The organism is Bacteroidetes bacterium SB0662_bin_6, assembly GCA_009839485.1.
Lineage (GTDB): Bacteria > Bacteroidota > Rhodothermia > Rhodothermales > VXPQ01 > VXPQ01.
In genome coordinates this window covers 40,314-57,308 of sequence record VXPQ01000018.1, presented here as the reverse complement: position 1 = coordinate 57,308, position 16,995 = coordinate 40,314, and the positions used below count along the sequence as shown (strand labels likewise).

At 60.0% G+C, this 16,995-nt stretch carries 17 protein-coding genes; all 17 read right to left on the bottom strand.

Annotated features, from left to right (window positions below):
• Positions 1 to 15: 15 nt before the first annotated feature.
• The 17 genes from F4Y00_02695 to F4Y00_02615 all read right to left on the bottom strand — a co-directional run bounded on the left by F4Y00_02695 (position 16) and on the right by F4Y00_02615 (position 16,965).
• Entirely contained in the window at positions 16 to 807 is a 792-nt protein-coding gene (locus F4Y00_02695; protein ID MYE03868.1) for a DUF1080 domain-containing protein, read from the bottom strand.
• Between the two features lie 2 nt (positions 808 to 809).
• On the bottom strand, positions 810 to 2,852 hold the full coding sequence (locus F4Y00_02690; protein ID MYE03867.1) for a TonB-dependent receptor: 2,043 nt from the start codon (positions 2,850 to 2,852) through the stop codon (positions 810 to 812).
• Positions 2,853 to 3,033: 181 nt separating this feature from the next.
• Complete coding sequence (locus tag F4Y00_02685; protein ID MYE03866.1) at positions 3,034 to 3,246, bottom strand: cold shock domain-containing protein; 213 nt, start codon at positions 3,244 to 3,246, stop codon at positions 3,034 to 3,036.
• Between the two features lie 138 nt (positions 3,247 to 3,384).
• On the bottom strand, positions 3,385 to 4,362 hold the full coding sequence (locus F4Y00_02680; protein MYE03865.1) for a 3-methyladenine DNA glycosylase: 978 nt from the start codon (positions 4,360 to 4,362) through the stop codon (positions 3,385 to 3,387).
• 2 nt (positions 4,363 to 4,364) lie between these two features.
• Positions 4,365 to 4,787, bottom strand: coding sequence for a hypothetical protein (locus F4Y00_02675; GenBank protein ID MYE03864.1), 423 nt, complete (start codon positions 4,785 to 4,787; stop codon positions 4,365 to 4,367).
• Positions 4,788 to 4,798: 11 nt separating this feature from the next.
• Positions 4,799 to 6,811 carry a DUF255 domain-containing protein gene (locus tag F4Y00_02670; GenBank protein MYE03863.1) on the bottom strand — a complete coding sequence of 671 codons (2,013 nt, stop codon included), beginning with the start codon at positions 6,809 to 6,811 and terminating at the stop codon, positions 4,799 to 4,801.
• Between the two features lie 94 nt (positions 6,812 to 6,905).
• Positions 6,906 to 7,358: a 50S ribosomal protein L9 gene (locus F4Y00_02665; protein ID MYE03862.1), complete on the bottom strand. Its 453-nt coding sequence runs from the start codon at positions 7,356 to 7,358 to the stop codon at positions 6,906 to 6,908.
• A 15-nt stretch (positions 7,359 to 7,373) separates the two neighbouring features.
• Positions 7,374 to 7,583 (bottom strand): 30S ribosomal protein S18, encoded by a 210-nt coding sequence (gene rpsR, locus F4Y00_02660; GenBank protein ID MYE03861.1) that lies wholly within the window; start codon positions 7,581 to 7,583, stop codon positions 7,374 to 7,376.
• Positions 7,584 to 7,625: 42 nt separating this feature from the next.
• On the bottom strand, positions 7,626 to 8,309 hold the full coding sequence (rpsF, locus tag F4Y00_02655; protein MYE03860.1) for a 30S ribosomal protein S6: 684 nt from the start codon (positions 8,307 to 8,309) through the stop codon (positions 7,626 to 7,628).
• A gap of 214 nt (positions 8,310 to 8,523) precedes the next feature.
• Positions 8,524 to 9,072 (bottom strand): GNAT family N-acetyltransferase, encoded by a 549-nt coding sequence (locus tag F4Y00_02650; GenBank protein MYE03859.1) that lies wholly within the window; start codon positions 9,070 to 9,072, stop codon positions 8,524 to 8,526.
• A gap of 180 nt (positions 9,073 to 9,252) precedes the next feature.
• Positions 9,253 to 10,341 carry a peptide chain release factor 1 gene (gene prfA, locus F4Y00_02645; protein MYE03858.1) on the bottom strand — a complete coding sequence of 363 codons (1,089 nt, stop codon included), beginning with the start codon at positions 10,339 to 10,341 and terminating at the stop codon, positions 9,253 to 9,255.
• 15 nt (positions 10,342 to 10,356) lie between these two features.
• Positions 10,357 to 11,391, bottom strand: coding sequence for a 3-deoxy-7-phosphoheptulonate synthase (aroF, locus tag F4Y00_02640; GenBank protein MYE03857.1), 1,035 nt, complete (start codon positions 11,389 to 11,391; stop codon positions 10,357 to 10,359).
• Positions 11,392 to 11,592: 201 nt separating this feature from the next.
• On the bottom strand, positions 11,593 to 12,363 hold the full coding sequence (gene lptB / locus F4Y00_02635) for an LPS export ABC transporter ATP-binding protein (protein MYE03856.1): 771 nt from the start codon (positions 12,361 to 12,363) through the stop codon (positions 11,593 to 11,595).
• 59 nt (positions 12,364 to 12,422) lie between these two features.
• The gene (locus F4Y00_02630; GenBank protein MYE03855.1) at positions 12,423 to 13,928 is read right to left on the bottom strand and encodes an organic solvent tolerance protein OstA; all 1,506 of its coding nucleotides are present in this window, start codon (positions 13,926 to 13,928) and stop codon (positions 12,423 to 12,425) included.
• On the bottom strand, positions 13,925 to 14,560 hold the full coding sequence (gene lptC / locus F4Y00_02625) for an LPS export ABC transporter periplasmic protein LptC (protein MYE03854.1): 636 nt from the start codon (positions 14,558 to 14,560) through the stop codon (positions 13,925 to 13,927). The genes F4Y00_02630 and lptC overlap by 4 nt, the downstream gene beginning before the upstream one ends.
• A 105-nt stretch (positions 14,561 to 14,665) precedes the next feature.
• Complete coding sequence (gene menE / locus F4Y00_02620) at positions 14,666 to 16,054, bottom strand: o-succinylbenzoate--CoA ligase (GenBank protein ID MYE03853.1); 1,389 nt, start codon at positions 16,052 to 16,054, stop codon at positions 14,666 to 14,668.
• A 17-nt stretch (positions 16,055 to 16,071) separates the two neighbouring features.
• A complete protein-coding gene (locus tag F4Y00_02615; protein MYE03852.1) occupies positions 16,072 to 16,965 on the bottom strand; it encodes a 1,4-dihydroxy-2-naphthoate polyprenyltransferase in 894 nt (297 codons plus the stop codon).
• Between the last annotated feature and the right edge of the window lie 30 nt (positions 16,966 to 16,995).

Here is a 16,995-nt window from a genome sequence, read left to right as displayed (position 1 = left end):
GGTGTATCCCCTTGCCTACTCCAGTTCCCTGACCCAGACATTCCGGAAGCGTACCGGGTGGTCGTGATCCTGCAGGGAAATCGGAAGCCGATCGGCATGGGCCTCGTACGGCGGGCGCGACCGATGGCCTGAAGGCCCCGTCATTTCCTCGTGGTTCTGCACCAGCACGCCGTTGTGGAAAACGGTCACGTAGGCCGGAGAAACGAGGGTGCCGTCTTCGTCGAAACGGGGGCGGCGAAACACGATGTCATAGACATTCCATTCGCCCGGTGCACTCATCGCGTTGACGAGCGGCGGATACTGGCCGTACAGCGCCGCGGCCTGTCCGTCGGGGTAGGTGTCGTTCTCGTAGGAGTCCAGCACCTGCACTTCGTAGGTATTCATCAGGAATACGCCGCTGTTGCCGCGATCCTGATCCTCGCCCTCGGGCGGCATGGGGGCAGACCACTCGATGTGCAACTGCACGTCACCGAAGCCCTGCTTCGTTTGAATGCCCCCGGTGCGGGGCACGACCTCAAAATAACCGTCGGTCACCTTCCAGGGCGCCGGATCGCCGTTGGGGCGCTCCCAAGCGGACAATTCTTCCGAAGACCCGCCCGCGAAAAGAACGATGGCGTCGGAAGGAGCCTGTCCGGCCGCCTGATCTGTGCTTGGCGTCGCTGGGGAGACCACCATGGGCCGGGGCCGCTCCCGGTCATGAACATCCCAGTCTGACGGAGTGCGGCTGCCTTGTCCTTCGGAGTCCTGGCCAAGCGCCGGAGAAGCAGCGAAAAGAACGGCAGCGATAAAAGGCATAATGCGTGTCATGGTCAAGGAAGTATATGGAATTGGATTCCGGCCAGGAACGCCCGACCGGGTGCGGGTTCATAGTAACGGCCTCCGAATGCATTGATCGACACGGAACCACTGTATCGGGTATTCAGCATATTGCGCACTTCGACAAACGGCGCAATACGCACCGAACCGGCGGCAAATCCCTCGTGCCCGAGTGACGCGTCGAAAACAACATATCCATCGTTCACGGCCGTATTGGCGTCGTTCGTAAAATACTCGCTTACAGCTTCTGCTTCCACTGTGATCCGAAAGCCCCCCTGATCTGTCCGTACCCGCCCGAAAAGACGCTGTTCGGGAACGCCGGGCAAAAGGTTGCCCTTCAAGTCCGCCTCCTGGAAAACAAAACGGCTCACGGTAGCGACAAAAGCCGCTTCCCAGCGAGGATGAGGAACCCATTGCACTGCTCCCTCAATGCCCCGATGCGTATTCTTGCCCGCATTTCGGAAAAAATCCCGGCCGAGTTCGTTTTCGAAGGAAATCAATCGCCCGTCCACGTTCATGAAAAAAACAGCCGCATCCACGAACAGATGCGCGCCCAGCGCGCCGCGCAGACCCACCTCCACGCCTCTGGCAATCTGCGGATCGAGCGAAGGGTTGAATCCACCTGTCAGGTCCGGGCGATTGACGAGTTCCGTGGTCGTAGGCGTCTCGAAAGCCGTGCCATAGTTCGCAAAAAGCAGCCATCCGCTTCCCCGCCAGGATACGCCCAACATGGGGCTCCAGGCGCTAAAAAGCCGGTTGCCGGATTGATCGCCATTGGCAAACAGGTGATCGTCCATTTCAAATCGCACCGTGCCATAGCGCAGTCCGGCCAGCACCTGCATGGCTCGAACAGGCTGGAAGCCCCCATAGGCAAAGGCGCCCAGGGAAGCCACATCCTCGACCTGATCCAGCCGAATTTCGTCACCGGGAACGCCTTGGGCGTTATTGAAATTTTTGCGGATATCATGTTGCAGCGCCCCATCGGCTCCCACACCCCACCGGATCCGTTCCCTGTCCCGCCGCAGCGCCGCCCGCATTCCTCCGGCCGTCCGGTCCAGATCGATATACGCAAAGGATAAAGGATTATCGAGCTGCCGGCGTACGCCGTACCCGGTTATGCGGAGCGTCCCGAGATCGGCCTCCTGCCCGAACGCGGCGCCAGCCTGGACATGAAGACTCTCCTTGCCGGCGCGGGCTTCTTCAAAGGCCGGACGAGCCATGGAGGGATCCGCCTCGAACTGTTCACGCGTCAGCGAACCGGGATGCTCGGTATCCTGTAAGGCAATGGCGGTCAGGATACGAAGATGCGAAGAGGAACCTGTGCGAAACCGGGCAGAGGCCCCTGCACGGCGACGAACGCCGGAAGAATAGTTCCGATACCCGTCCTGTGTCTGATTTGACACGTAAAATTGTACGGAATGCGCACCGAACGGCGCCCACCCATCGATAAGGATCCTCCGCTGCCCAAAGGAACCGGCGAGCGCCTGCGCACGCAAACGGGAAGCAGGGCGAGCATCTTCCAGAGTGGCATCACTCGACAGGAAAAGCACGGCCCCGGAACCGTTTCCCCAAAACAGGGAGGCGGGACTACGCAAGAGTTCCGTGCGGCGCAGGACGGAAGATTCCACTACGTCGAGCACCGTCTGTCCATCCGGCATCGTGAGCGGAATGCCATCCAGCATAACCTGCATGCCCCGCACGCCGAATGGAGCCCGCGCGCCCATGCCGCGCACGGAGATCCGCTCTCCAAGCGCGAAATGACCGCGGTCATTAATCCACGCACCGGGTAGCGAACGCAGCACGCGTTCCATGGAAAGTACGGGGCGAGGCAACCCGTCCGGGGAATGCGTCTCGACCGCAAGGGCGTATGGAGCCGATGCTGCGTTCGCGGCGCCCCGCACCGCCTCAACCGTCAATTCCGGAAGTGTCTGACCTGGAAGAACCGGCACCGACAACGTATCCTGGGCAATAGCAATCCCCGGAAACAGGCAAACAGCCGCCAGCCAGCATCGAACGGAAGACATGGTACCCATCATGCGATGCGGACGGTATTTACGCACCCGGCTTGTCCACGAATGGACGCCGACCCATACAGGAATCTGAATATTTCCCGACAATATGCAGCATGCCCCGTCCGGATGCACGCCCAAAAGAAACAGGAAAATATCCGACCGACAGGCAGACGCTGTCAACCGTTCTGAAATGCCTTATAGCGGATTAGCCGCCCACACGCTCTACGTTCATGGCGCTGAGGCCTTTGGGCGTCTGCTCCACATCATATTCCACTTCTTCGCCGTCCCGCAATCCTTCGTCGTATCCAAGACCGGGTATGTTGTTACGATGGACAAATACGTCCTTGCTACCGTCGTCCGGCGCGATAAAGCCAAAGCCTTTATCCACACTGAACCACTTTACTCTTCCCCGAGGCATGTTCTTTCCTGTGTTCTAATGGCGCCGCGACCTGCGTATTTCAACGCGTTACGCGCAATACAGCATAGGCGGCAAGGTAAAATGACCCCCTGTGTACCCCGTTAAAGGATATGGGTTTCCCGGACAACCGAATAACACTCACATCGAAGCGTCCGGGACGACCCCGGGATCACTGTTCTGCAAAAACCAGTCCTGCATTACATCCATCCATATCGCCAGTCCCTGCCATGAGCCACAGGGCGCGTAGTGGCGGCGAATGTCGGTATCCGTACCTCCTCCGAATTTCCGGGAAAACATCGACCGGGCCGAAGAGTCGAGCGCAAGGTAATCGAACCGGCCCAGCAATTTCATGACAGCACCGGCAGCGTACGGGCCGAACCCGCTCAGGGAACGTATCTCGGCAAACAGGTCGGCAGAAGACATTTCGGTATATAGCCATCCCTCTACGTCTATCTTTTCCTCCGCAATACGGCAGGCCAGTTCGTGAAGGTATGCATTCCGGTATCCGGCCCGCACATGATCGGAAAACATGTCCAAAGACAGATCCGCAACGGTCCCGGGAGAAGGGAAGGCGCCGGCCTGCCCCAGGTCGTTCAACCGCTGCGTCATCTGCCGCGTCATGGCCCAGGTCGTGTTGGTCGTCAATAGCGTTTTCGCCAAATCTTCCCAAACCGTGGGCGCACGCAGCAGTCGCCCGGCCCTGTGCGCCAACACCCAGGCATAGCGCGGGACACTCGCAAGCAAGGTATAAAACGGTTCCAGGTCCATCTCCAGGTTGAAAATGCGCCGGGCCACCTCCCGGAGATGTGCATGGACCGGGGGAGAAAGCAGGGCGTTCGCGGCATGCTCCGCCGCACCGGACCCATGTGCCAGCGTCTCCTCGATATGCACATGCAATCTTTCGCCGCGGGACACGCCCCCGGCTCCGTCCATATCCGCCGTAAATGCAAGGCGTACAATGCGCCCGTCCGGGAGAGATTCGATGCGGCGAAGCCGCGCATATTCTTCGTCGTGGCTGAATGGCGCCAGTTCGATCCAGCCATGACTCAGAAGCGTCGACCGGAAACGAAACGAAGGGGGGCACTCGATGGTCAGTACAGAATCAGAGGAGAGCATATTTATTCCTCTGCGAGTCGTTCGGCGCGCGCCAGTCTCTGCGCAATGTCCAACGGGAGCGCGGCCCCTTCCGTAGCCAGCGCTTCCTCATACAATGCCCGGGCCCCGGCAGCGCGGGCGCGGGCTTCCGGCAGCGATCCAAGTTGCGTCAGCAGATCGGCTTCCTCGCACAGCAAATCGGCGATGGCAAGCGCAAGACCGTACTCGAATCCGCGCGGATACCGGCAAAGCGCGACCAATTCACGGGGCGACAGTTCGCCTACCGGGCGGGGAGAAAGGTCGGCTTCTCCGAATGCCTCACGCAGGTACGCAAGGGCTTCTTCGTACCGTTCTTCGGACTTCAGTCGAAACGTTTGCGCCAGTACATGGAGCAGTACCCGAATGGCCTGCTCGATCTCCCGCATGATCAGATCGCGCTGGAACATGACCTGATACCTTACGAAGAACCGGGCAAAAAGGCCGCAGGCGCATCCGCCTCGAAGGCGGCGCCCTGCCGGAGAAATTCGGCGAATTCCGAAACCGATGCGATTCCTGTGTGCCTGTGTAGAAGGATACCGGAATACGGATCCGCAATAACATAGGTCGGAAGCGCTACGGTACCCGCCAACGCAATCTGATACTGCTGCAATGCCGGACCGGTATCGCGCGCGTCGGTATAGAGGCGCAGCAGCACGAAATCGTTCCGGAGCAGAGATGCCACGGGTTCCTCGCGAAACACACTGGTTTCCATCTGGCGGCAATTTGCACAGGTATACCCCGTGAAATCGATGAACACGGGTTTGCCTGCGCTTTGCGCCTGTTCGAACGCCGCATCTATATCTTCACTCCAGACCGGCTCATCGTCTGCGCGCCCCGAAAACACGCCGGATCCGGTCTGCGTTGCTGACGCCGGAGGAAGCCAGGCATCGATCCCGGGCAACGGCGCCCCAAAAAGACCTGGCAGCATATACAGGGAAATCCCCAGGAAAGCCGAGGCAAAAAGCAGCCGTCCGGCTCCGACAGGTTGGGCTGCCGGCTCATGAGGCATCCGGATTTTGCCAAGCAGATAAAACCCGGCAAGTCCGAAAATCACCATGGCGAGGGCGATGGCCACAGGCCGCGAAATCAGCCCCCACCCCATAACAAGGTCGGCATTCGACAAAAACTTGAGGGCGGCGGCAAGCTCCACGAAACCCAGTGTAACCTGAATGCGGTGGATCCAGGATCCTGCTCCGGGCAATGATTGCAGCGCTTTCGGGAACAGGGCGAATGCTACGAACGGCACCGCAAACGTAGCCGAAAAGACCACCATACCGATGACGGGATACACCCACTCGCCGGTCGCTGTGGCAAGCGCGAGCAGCCCCCCCACAAACGGAACGGTACAGGAAAAATGCACCAGCGTCAGGGTCAACCCCATAAAAAATGTGCCTGCATACCCCGACCGCTCGTTCCCCTGACGATTGAAGTAATTGACGAAACGGCCCGGCAGTGTCAATTCGAACATGCCGAGCAGCGAAAACGCAAACACGGCGAATATCCCTGCGATGAAAAGATTGATCCATGGATTGGCCGCAATGGTATGCGCCCCGGCCGCGCCGAGCAGGGAAGCGGCCAGCAAGCCGAGCGTCGTGAAGGTAAGGACAATCGCCGCCCCGAAGGCCAGCGCCATACGAACCGATTCGGAACGCTTCGAAGCATGCCTCGAAAACCAGGAAACGGTCAGCGGAATCATCGGAAACACGCAGGGTGTCAGGAGCGAGGCAAGCCCGGCCCCGATCGCCAGCAGAATAAAGCGCCACAGACCGCCGGCGTGCGCATCGCCGTCGTCTTCGGTGGCCGAATCAGGAGACAAGACCAGGGGAGCGCTGTCTCCGGCCAGATCGGGCACGGAACGAAGCGAGTCGTTCCCCTCGTCCCCGACCACCGCCCCGGCGCCGGATACGGAGCCCTGAACGGCAAGTCCACCCCCGATAACATGTACTACGGCCTCGAGCGGCGCCGGTGTGGGGGGCAGACACACCTCTTCGGTGCAAATCATGAACTGCACGACGCCGTTGAGCGGGCGATTTCCCGCGGGGGCATCCTCTCCAATCCGGAACGGGGCGGTAAACCGGGCCTGCCCGGTGAAGTAGCGCACCGTGGCGTCAAACCAGGGATCATGCGCCTCGACGGGCGTACTCTGGCGCATGGGGCCTGCGGGCAACAGACCCTCTTCTTCCCACGTGAACTCAACGGCAAAACTCGGACGCGGCGAATCGAGCGCGTACATCTTCCAGCCTTCCGAGATGTCCGCTTCGATCACCGCCTCGAACGCTTCCCCGGAAGCAACTTCTTCGGGGGCCACCGACACGTTCCAGGTCACATAGTCCGTGGCAGACAGGAAATCCTGCGCAAACGCTTGCGCACCCACAAACCCGGTACACAGGACAAGCGCAGCCAGCCAGCCTATGCGGGCGAGACACTGCACAAATCCAAAAACGTAGTGGCGCAAAATCGTGGTGGGCTAGGGCCTGTTAACACGATGCCGGACGCGGGACGGGCGCCGGCGTATTCCGCCGCGTCTACGCTTCCGTTTCAGGGACCACCTCGACCTTGAGTGTTGCCGAGACTTCCTTATGTACCTTCACGGTAGCCGTATAGACGCCGAGCATGCGAATGTCTTCGTCGGGCTCGATATGTCTGCGGTCGATCCGGAACCCCTGCTGACCGAGCGCTTCCGCGATCTGCGTCGGGGTGACTGTCCCGAAAATCCGGTTTTCCTTTCCGACTTTCGCGGCAATGACTACTTTCGCAGCCTCCAGTTGCTCCTTTACGCGCGCCGCATCCTCAACTTCCTGGGCAATTTTCCTTGCGCGTTGGCGTGCGAGTTCTTGTTGATGACGAACCACGGAATCCGAAGCAATCACCGCCATACGGCCCGGAATCAGGTAATTTCGGCCATAGCCGTCCCGAACCGTCACGATGTCTCCCTCGTGCCCGAGGTTTTCCACGTCCTTTAGCAATAAAAGCTTCATCGCGGTAGTTCCCTCCTATCGAACATTATCCGCCACAAACGGCAGCATGGCAAGGTGACGGGCGCGCTTTACCGCCCGGGTAAGCTTGCGCTGAAATTTCTGAGGCACTCCCGTGATACGCCGGGGCAAAATCTTGCCCTGCTCGTTGAGATAGCGCTTCAGGAGCTCAATATCCTTGTAATCGACGAAATCGATGTTTTCGGGATCGAAACGGGTTTCGGTCATGGAATATCCTGTCAATATGCTGATAGCTGCTTCCCGGAGAATTTATGCCTTATCGGAGGCTTTCGCGTCCTCAGCGGACGGTTCGGCCTCAGCCTCTTCCTTCGAGGCAGGCGTCTCAGCCTTCGCTTGCTTGGCAGATGCCTCGGTTTTATTCTCCTCAGCGGGCGCCTCCACTTTTGTTTCCTCAGCGGTTGCTCCAGCTTTTGCCTCCTTGGCGGATGCCTCGACTTTCTTCTCCTCGGCAGGCGCCTCCGCTTTCGTTTCCTCAGGAGATACTTCGGCGGTTTTCGTTTCCTCCTTCGGAGCGGACGGGGATTCCGTCTGTTCCTGGGCAACAGAAACCTGCGCCTCCTTGTCCGGGGCGGATTCTTTCGCGCCTTCCGCCTTCTCACGCGCTCTTTCTTCCTTGCGCTCCTCATAGTGACGGAGCATGACCGCATCCATTTTCAGCGTGAGGAAGCGAAGAATATCGTCCTCAAGGGTCAACGCACGTTCGAGACGAGCGATCAGTTCGCCTCCCGCCTCGAAATAGGCATTCACATAGTACCCTGTACGCTTTTTGTCGATGGGATAGGCAAGACGCTGCGCCCCCCACTCATCCACTTCAACGATATTGCCGCCCTCTTTCTCGATAAATTTCGTAACCCGACCGACCAGATTCCTGATCTGATCGTCGCTGAGGACGCTGTTGACGATATACGTAATTTCGTACGTGTTTTCAGACATAGTTCCCTGTGGAATAAAATCACGCCCGCCGCACTTGCGGCGAGCAGGGATGGCGCCGACTCCCGCTGCCGTTCTGCGCTCCATTGTTCGGATTACACTGTGAATTACAGCGCACAAACGAACCCAAAAGACATACGGTTACGGAAACCGGCATAAAAATGCGTGGCGTCATACGACCGGAACGAAACGACGTTCCCGGACTGCCGGCGTCTTTCTACTCGTTGCCCTTGTCTTCCTTCGGATCGTACAACATGCCGGTGCAAAGACACATTTTGCGCTCGGTGCGCGTGAGCACATCGTAGTTGGGACAACTCCGGCACCCTTCCCAGAACACGTCGTCGTCCGTCAACTCGGAAAACGTCACCGGCTTGTACCCGAGGTCGGAGTTTATCTTCATCACGGCCAGACTCGTCGTGATGCCGAAAACCCGGGCCTCCGGGTATTTTTCGCGCGACAACTCGAAAATCCGTCGCTTTATTTTCTTCGCCAACCCCATCTTGCGAAAATCCGGCGCCACGATCAGCCCGGAATGAGCCACATACTTCCCGTGATCCCAGCTCTCGATGTAGCAAAATCCGGCCAGACGGTCGCCGGCCAGCGCAATGACCGCCTTCCCTTCTTCAATCCTTGCCTGCACATATTCCGGGGCGCGCTGGGCAATACCGGTCCCCCTGGCCGCCGCCGCCTCTTCGATAAGGCGACTGACCGCAGGCGCATAGCGGACATGCTCGTCCCGGGCCGCCATGATGACCACCTCCTCCATCACATCGATGTCCTGTATCGGCGCAGGTTCCGGTAAGGGCATGGATTGTATCGTTCGAAATGACGTTTTCGCAACGGACAGAACCGAAAGAAACGAGAAAAGCGCCTGATTGATCCTGTGCCGGACTATGTCACCTGGATAAGGTCACTGGGCCGGCCGATAGTCACTGGAACTGTACCGTTACGATCCGGAAGCTAAATCGGCCAACTGCTCCATATTGTCCGCGGTTTGCAGCGCAGTAATAATCTGCTCGAGCGCCCCGTCCATCACTTTGTGGAGCGGATGATTCTTGTCGTCGCCCTCCAGGCGGTGATCGGTGACGCGGTCCTGGGGAAAATTATAGGTTCGTATCTTGGCCGAACGGTCACCGGACCCCACCATGGACCGGCGGACTTCGCTGCGCTCCGCCCGGCGTTTTTCCATTTCCTGCTCGTAGAGACGAGAACGCAGTACCCGAAGCGCCTTCTCCTTGTTTTTGTGTTGGCTTTTTTCGTCCTGGCACGTCACGACAAGACCGGTAGGCACATGCGTGAGGCGGACCGCCGAATCCGTCGTATTGACCGACTGCCCGCCGGGACCGCTCGAACGATACACATCCACCTTGATTTCGTTGGGATCGAGGCGTACGTCAATATCTTCCCCTTCCGGCAGCACGGCCACCGTGGCGGCGGACGTATGCAGACGCCCGGAAGATTCCGTAACCGGCACGCGCTGCACGCGATGCACGCCGCTCTCGAACTTCATAAAACCAAATGCGTCTTCCCCCCGAATCGACAGCACGATCTCTTTGAATCCACCCTTTGCGCCCGGAGACACATTCATTGCTTCGACCTTCCACCCCCGGCCCTCGGCGAATTTCTGATACATGCGGTACAGATCGCCGGCGAAAAGCCCGGCCTCGTCCCCGCCGGTTCCCGCACGAATTTCGAGGATCGCATCCCGGGCGTCTTCCGGATCTTTGGGAATCATCTTCAGGCGCAGATCGGCCTCGATGGCGGGTAGTCTGGCCTCAATGGTTTCCAATTCGGTACGGGCCATATCCGTCAGTTCGGCATCCGGCTCCTCCGCCAGTATGACGCGTAAATCGTCCCGCTCCGAAGTCGTTCGCTCGTAGGCGTCGATGGCCTGGACAATCCCTTCGAGTGTGGTGCGTTCCCGGCCCAATTCCCGGAGGCGCTGTGGATCGGTGGCCACATCCCCCTGGGCCATCAGCCGGTTGATCTCCTCGAACCGATCTTTAATCTCCTGAAGTGCATCCAGACGAATCATGGCCCCTGCGGCGCCTCAGGCCAAAGCCGGCGCATCACGAACCCCTCGTCCGATCGCCTGGGCAATGAGCCGGACCTGCGCCATCAGTTCAACGAATTGCTCGAAATAGAGCGACTGAGGACCATCGCTTTTCGCCATATCGGGATTCGGATGCACCTCTACCATGATCCCATCGGCCCCGGCAGCCACCGCTGCGCGCGCCATCGGGATGACTTTCCCTCGTATGCCCGTGCCATGGCTCGGGTCGACAATGATCGGAAGATGGCTGTTCTTTTTGATCACCGGCACTGCGGACAGATCCAGCGTATTGCGCGTATACGTTTCGAACGTGCGGATACCGCGCTCGCACAGCATTACGTACGGATTGCCTTCCGAAAGCACATACTCGGCGCTCATCAGCCAGTCGTTGATCGTCGCCGCAGGACCGCGTTTCAGAAAAACAGGCTTCCGCAGTTTCCCGACCTCTTTCAGAAGCGGAAAATTCTGCATGTTGCGCGCGCCGATCTGCAAAATATCCGCATATCGGGCGACCAGTTCGATATGACTAACCTCCATCACTTCGGTAATGGTCTTGAGGCCATGTCTGTCGGCAGCGGCGCGCAGCAATTTCAACCCCTCTTCCCCCAGGCCCTGAAAAGAATAGGGAGAAGTCCGAGGCTTGAATGCGCCGCCGCGTAAAAACGCCGCCCCACAGGCGGATACATGCGCTGCCGTATCTTCGATCTGCCGTTCGTCCTCGACCGAACAGGGGCCGGCCATCACCATAAGTTCTTCGCCGCCTATGGGTACGCCCCCCACGTCGATCACCGTGTTCTCTTTCTTCCAGGACCGGCTGGCGAACTTGTACGGCTCGGTGACCCGGTACACCTCCGCCACGCCCTCCATGACCCGGATATTCCGGGGATCGAATTCGGGCTTCACGCCAATGGCGCCCACTACCGTCTGGTTCACTCCGCTGGAACGGTGTACGTCGAATCCGTATTCGTTCAGACGCTCGATCACGTCCTGAATCCGGCTTTCTTCCGCGCCTGGCCGAAAAACTACGATCATGGGAAGGAATGGAATGGTTGGTAAGCGTGTGACAGAAAAACCGGGTAAGCGAATGCGGCGCACCGCACGGTCTGTAGTTTCCGTTTTTATTCAACAGACAACCCGCTGTACGCTATAAACGCCGTATGGCGTATCCCCGGTTTCATATAGCGGCCTGTTCCCAGGCAAATTACAGGATACGATTCGGATGGCAAGGTACTTTCACTGGTACCGTTCGAGTGTGAATTTCTCTCCGAGGTACCGTTCACGTACTTCCGGGTCGTGAGCAAGCGCCTCGGAAGTGCCCTGTTTCAGAATATGCCCCTCGTAAAGCAGGCAGGCGCGATCCGTAATAGCCAGCGTCTCATGCACATTATGATCGGTAATGAGTACGCCGATGCCGCGCGCCTTCAGCCCGGCCACCACCGCCTGGATATCTTCCACGGCGATGGGGTCCACGCCGGCAAAGGGTTCATCCAGCAAAAAGAATTTCGGCTCGATGGCCATGGCGCGGATAATTTCGGTGCGCCGCCGCTCGCCGCCCGACAAGGCGTACCCTTTCGAGCGGCGTACGCGCTCGAGGCCGAATTCGGCAATCAGCCCATCGACGCGGGCATGGCGCTCATCCCGCCCGATGCCCTGAAATTCAAGCACCGCATGCAGGTTGTCCTCTACGGAGAGTTTCGAAAAAATGGACGCTTCCTGGGCAAGGTAGCCGAGACCCAGACGGGCCCGTTTGTACATCGGCATGGACGTAATGTCCTGCTCTCCCAAAAAAATCCGCCCTGCGTTGGGCCGAACCATTCCGACAATCATATGAAACGTAGTCGTTTTCCCGGCGCCGTTCGGGCCGAGCAGACCTACAATTTCCCCCTGCGATACGTGGATGCTCACATCGTCCACCACGTCGCGATTCTTGTACCGCTTCGTGAGACGCTCGGCGCGGAGCGTCACGGGGGCAACAGGGAGCGCAGCGGGAGCAACAGGGAGCATAGCGGGAGCATCAGGGAGCGTAGCGGGAGAAACTGCGTCGCCGGAAAACGCCATACGGGTCAATCCATTGGTTCCGGAAGCGGATCGGGGACGCCGGAAGGTTGGAAACCATTGCGCCCCTGCCATTCGACGCGCTGGAGAAATTCCCGTTTCCACGGACGGCGCTCGGGTCGCCATACGAATCCCTCGAGCGAGAGCGAATCGGGAAGAATTTCCTCCGAATAATATACGCCTTCCGTATCGCGGATCGCTTCGAGGCGATCGATGTCTCCCTCGAGGAAATGGAGCAGAACCTGGTCTGCGGACATATGGACAGCGCCCTCGGGCGAACCATCCTCACCGGTTCTGAAATGAATGGCTTCGGCTTGCGGCCCCGCCGAAAGCGTACGCAGGGAATCCTGTTCGAACGCCGCTTCGATCCGTTTGCCGCGCAACTGATGGATCCGGTTCGTCACCGAATCCGGACGGGCCGCAAAGGCGCTTCCCAGCACAAGCAGGGTTTCCGCTTCTTCGCCGCTTCCCTCGACCTGCAACGTATCTCCGCTTACCTGATTGTCCTGGAACCAGGCCAGGGGATTATCGAAAAACCAGGCAGTGGTGCGCTGAATGTCCGCCCCGTCTTCGCCCACGGTGGTTATCCTGTCATAGACCACCGAGTCCGCAACGGCCGTAAGGTTACCATGCAGGATACGTACCGAGTCGACGGCCACGAGCCGCTCCAGCGAATCCCGCCGGGACGATTCGAGGACACGGGCGCGCACCATCAACGTATCCGTGTCGGCGCCGGTCGAATCCTCCCGGATCCGCAGCAACAGAGGATCGCCTTCCATGCGGCTGTAGCCGGTGCTGTCCTCGTTATACGCCCGGTCCCCGAAAAGAAGCGACCGGACGAGTTGTCGTTTGGCATCGGCCTGTCCGGTCGTATCGACGCGTTCGACGAACACGTTGCCGCGGGCAAGCGATATATCCGTTTCCCGATGATAGGTCACCGTATCCGCCCGCAGCGATGCATTGTCTTCCACCAGCACCACGTCCCCGTAGAAATCGGCCCGCTTCTCGTCCGAAAGGTATTCCCCGGCCAGACTGGTCAGCACCGCGGCGCGGTCGGTCAATGTGACGCCCTCCGAAAAACGGGCGCGTTTCGAGCGGGTGAAATACAAACCCGACGGCGCTTCCAGCAAAACGTCTCCGTCGGAAAGGCTTATGCCGCCGCGCGCATGGCCCGTCTTGTCGCGGCTGTTGTACAGCACCGTATCGGCGCGCAGGGTATCGCCGCGCTCGATCACCAGCACATCTCCCGTGAAAAGGATCTCGCGGCGTTCCGGGTATTGGACAGCCCGACGCGCCCGCAAGCGTGTATCCTCCTGCTGCAAGCGCACATTTCCGATGAGACGCCGGATGCGCTCGCCCGCTTCTTCTGCGCCTTCCAGCAAATCGGCGCGGACATCCACTTCCTGCACCCCGGTGGTGTCGGCGTCCTGCGCATAGATCGGCAGGGACGCACCCGCACCAATGCACAGACCCACTACAAGACGACATACCATGCTTCGGGCGACGTATTTCATTCTTCGCGCACGGTTACCCGGCCGGTCATGCTGCGCAACGTATACTCGTCGAGACGCTCGTCCGCTTCCAGCGAATACCCCTGAACCTGTTCGTCCGGCGTCGAAATGCGGACAAACCCGGGCGTTCGAAGAGCCTGCTCGCGCTCGAACCAGACCAGATGCTCGCTCCACAGCGCCTTGTCGCCCTGCGCACGGACTTCGACATTCCCTATCGCCTCGAATCGCTTTCTATTGTCGAGAAGCGTAACCCGATCCGCGAAGACCGTAGCGGAGGAATCTCCGGTTTCATCGTACAACAGAACCGTCACGCGTCCTCCGATCGAGTCGCTCTGCAAGACGGTCCAGGTGCTGTCCCCTTCTTCGAACGTCGCCATATGATCCGCGCGCATCTTCAGACGCGGACGCGAGGAGGCCTCTCCGGGAATCGTTTCCGTCACATAATACTCGGCGCCCCAGCTTTCCTGCACGGGATCCGCCTCGGAGCGAATGTCTTCCATGGCAGCCGGAGGAGCGGTGGTGCGGCCGCAGGCTGCAAGCATGCCCACACACAGGAACAGCACGAGATTCAGACTGCAACGCATGGCAAGGCGCGTCGTCAGGAAAGGGGAAGCGATCCGGAAGAATTGGACCATGCTTTACGCGCGCCGGGAAGATGGGTTCGTGCGCATTGTCTCGCAGACACCATCCTTGCGGCGCCTGCGAGCTTTGCGAACTTAATAAGAGTATACCGAGATACCCTAAGCCTGGAGCGCCTCGGCCCGCTGCCGGAGCAGACTGCGGTCCGGCTTGAGCCCCTCTCCGGCAAGATCGGTCGGCCACGGATAGAAGGCGTCCGGCGTCATGAATCGGGGAAGTACCGCTTCCACGGCGGCGCGCAGGCGGGATGCATCGATTTCTCCGTCCGCCGTCCCGACAAAAGCCACCGGGCGCTGGCCGTATTCCTCGTCCTGCACGCCCACAACAACCACGCGCTCGACCCCTTCCACACCTGCCAGAACCACCTCGATCTCTTCGGGCAGAATATTCTCTCCGCCCGATATCAGGAGGTGATCCATACGCCCACGTACAATCAGCCGCCCGGAAGCATCCAGCCTGCCCATGTCTCCGGTTGCAAACCATCCTTCCTCGTCAAAAGGACGCGCAAGCCGATCTCCTTCGATATATCCGGCAAAGCATGTGCGCCCCCGCACCATGATCTGCCCTGCTTCGTCGCATCGGAGCTCCCGCCAGGGCAGCACCCGGCCCGACGTACGCAAGGCCACCGGCCCCGCGCCGGGAGGCGTAGCCGTCACCTGCGAAGCCATCTCCGTGAGGCCGTAGCTGGTATGTACGGGCAGGCCGCGCCGTACGGCCTCGTCAATCAGGACCGGTGACACGGCGCCGCCTCCGAGCAACAGCGCCTTCTCCGGGTGCACCGCACCGGATTCCGCTTCGCGCAACAGCCGCCGGAGTTGGGTGGACACCATGGAAGCATGGGTCACCTTCCGGACGGATGCAGCAAGGGAGTCCGCCGGATCGGGCAGTATCACCGTGGCTGCGGCAAGCAGACACCGAAAAAGAATCGCAAGCCCCCCCACATGCCAGAGCGGCAACGACAGGAGCCAACGATCGCCGCAAGCCAGTGGCATGTTGTCCTGCGCGCCCAGCGCACTGAAATAATGATTCCCGTACGTATGGAGCGCAGGGCGGGCCGCACCGGACGACCCGGAGGTGAACACGATGGTGGCGGGTGCATCCTCGGAAAACGGCGGCACATTCCCTCTGCCCCGTTCGATCAGATCTTTCGCCGCCACCGCCGCTTCGAGCGGACGGTCGCCGACCGTAAGCGATACGCCCAGATTGCGGCATCGCCCGGCTACCGTAGCCTCGGGAAGGCGCATGGAAATCGGACAGGCAACGGCCCCTGCCCTCATTGCCGCAAGAAGCAGGATCACCGCTTCCACGCTCCGGTCCATGATGAGCGCTATGCGATCTCCCCTGCCCACTCCCTTTTCCGCCATGCGGCGGGCCGCCCCCGAGACAAGACGGTCGAGTTCCCCATACGGCACCTCGACGCCGGGACCCGATAGCGCCGTTTCAAGAGGCGCCCGGAGCGCCGCCGTCGAAAGCAGACAGGGAATGTCCATGGGGTCAGGACAACCGGTTACATGATCCGTCCAAGGCCGAAAAGCAGGCAATACGCGAGCAGAAACCGCGAGGTGGAACCCAGGAGCGGGTTCAATACCGCGGGATCGCTTGTGGCGCCCAATGTTCGCAGGTTGGCCAGACCCCAGGGCGTTGCAAGCAACGCAATAAGCATCCACCCATTGCCGGCAAGCATCGCCGACGCCGCAACCACCACAACCGCGCCTGCCATGCATACGCCGTAGAGCGCTACGCCTGCACTGCGCCCCCATCGCACCACCAGCGTTTTCTTCCCGGCGGCCCGGTCCTCCTCGATGTCTCGCGTATTGTTCACGAGCAGAATGGCGGTAGCGAGAAACCCCGGTCCCAACCCAGCCAGCACAACCGGCCAGGAAAACGCCAGCGCCTGCACATAGTGCGTCCCGGCTACGGCCACTGGACCGAAAAACACCAGCACGAAAAGATCGGCAACGCCGAGGTACGCCAGCGAATAGCGCCCCGCCGAATAGATGGCCCCGCACAAAATGGACACCAGCCCGACGAACAGGAGAAACCACCCTCCGCGTACAACCAGATACAGACCGGCCAGAAAAGCGATCAGAAAAGCAATAGCCGCTGCGGTGCGGACCGCCCGGGGACTGGCCAGACCCGCTTGGGTGATGCGCAGGGGCCCCTTGCGGTCCGCCGTATCGGCGCCCTGCGCGAAATCCTGGTAATCGTTTGCATAATTCGTGCCCACCTGAATGAACACGGCAACGAGGAATGCGCAACACGCGGAAAGCGCATGAAAGGCATCGTCTCCGAACGCAAAGGCCGTCCCGAGGAGCACCGGCGCCACTGCGGCCCACAGCGTCTTCGGACGGGCCGCCCGGATCCAGATCGTCCAATTCGGACGCTCCTCTTTCGATGGCATGGGAGACTTTCCGGCGATGGAATCAGATGT

Bases quoted from the DNA above. Each gene is read 5' to 3' on its own strand.
- F4Y00_02630 (MYE03855.1), bottom strand. From the start codon at position 13,928: ATGAAATACGTCGCCCGAAGCATGGTATGTCGTCTTGTAGTGGGTCTG.
- F4Y00_02650 (MYE03859.1), bottom strand. From the start codon at position 9,072: ATGGAGGAGGTGGTCATCATGGCGGCCCGGGACGAGCATGTCCGCTAT.
- rpsF (MYE03860.1), bottom strand. From the start codon at position 8,309: ATGTCTGAAAACACGTACGAAATTACGTATATCGTCAACAGCGTCCTC.
- F4Y00_02680 (MYE03865.1), bottom strand. From the start codon at position 4,362: ATGCTCTCCTCTGATTCTGTACTGACCATCGAGTGCCCCCCTTCGTTT.
- F4Y00_02685 (MYE03866.1), bottom strand. From the start codon at position 3,246: ATGCCTCGGGGAAGAGTAAAGTGGTTCAGTGTGGATAAAGGCTTTGGC.
- lptB (MYE03856.1), bottom strand. From the start codon at position 12,363: ATGCTCCCTGTTGCTCCCGCTGCGCTCCCTGTTGCCCCCGTGACGCTC.
- F4Y00_02695 (MYE03868.1), bottom strand. From the start codon at position 807: ATGACACGCATTATGCCTTTTATCGCTGCCGTTCTTTTCGCTGCTTCT.
- F4Y00_02675 (MYE03864.1), bottom strand. From the start codon at position 4,787: ATGTTCCAGCGCGATCTGATCATGCGGGAGATCGAGCAGGCCATTCGG.
- rpsR (MYE03861.1), bottom strand. From the start codon at position 7,583: ATGACCGAAACCCGTTTCGATCCCGAAAACATCGATTTCGTCGATTAC.
- prfA (MYE03858.1), bottom strand. From the start codon at position 10,341: ATGATTCGTCTGGATGCACTTCAGGAGATTAAAGATCGGTTCGAGGAG.
- F4Y00_02615 (MYE03852.1), bottom strand. From the start codon at position 16,965: ATGCCATCGAAAGAGGAGCGTCCGAATTGGACGATCTGGATCCGGGCG.
- lptC (MYE03854.1), bottom strand. From the start codon at position 14,560: ATGGTCCAATTCTTCCGGATCGCTTCCCCTTTCCTGACGACGCGCCTT.
- aroF (MYE03857.1), bottom strand. From the start codon at position 11,391: ATGATCGTAGTTTTTCGGCCAGGCGCGGAAGAAAGCCGGATTCAGGAC.
- menE (MYE03853.1), bottom strand. From the start codon at position 16,054: ATGGACATTCCCTGTCTGCTTTCGACGGCGGCGCTCCGGGCGCCTCTT.
- F4Y00_02690 (MYE03867.1), bottom strand. From the start codon at position 2,852: ATGATGGGTACCATGTCTTCCGTTCGATGCTGGCTGGCGGCTGTTTGC.
- F4Y00_02665 (MYE03862.1), bottom strand. From the start codon at position 7,358: ATGAAGCTTTTATTGCTAAAGGACGTGGAAAACCTCGGGCACGAGGGA.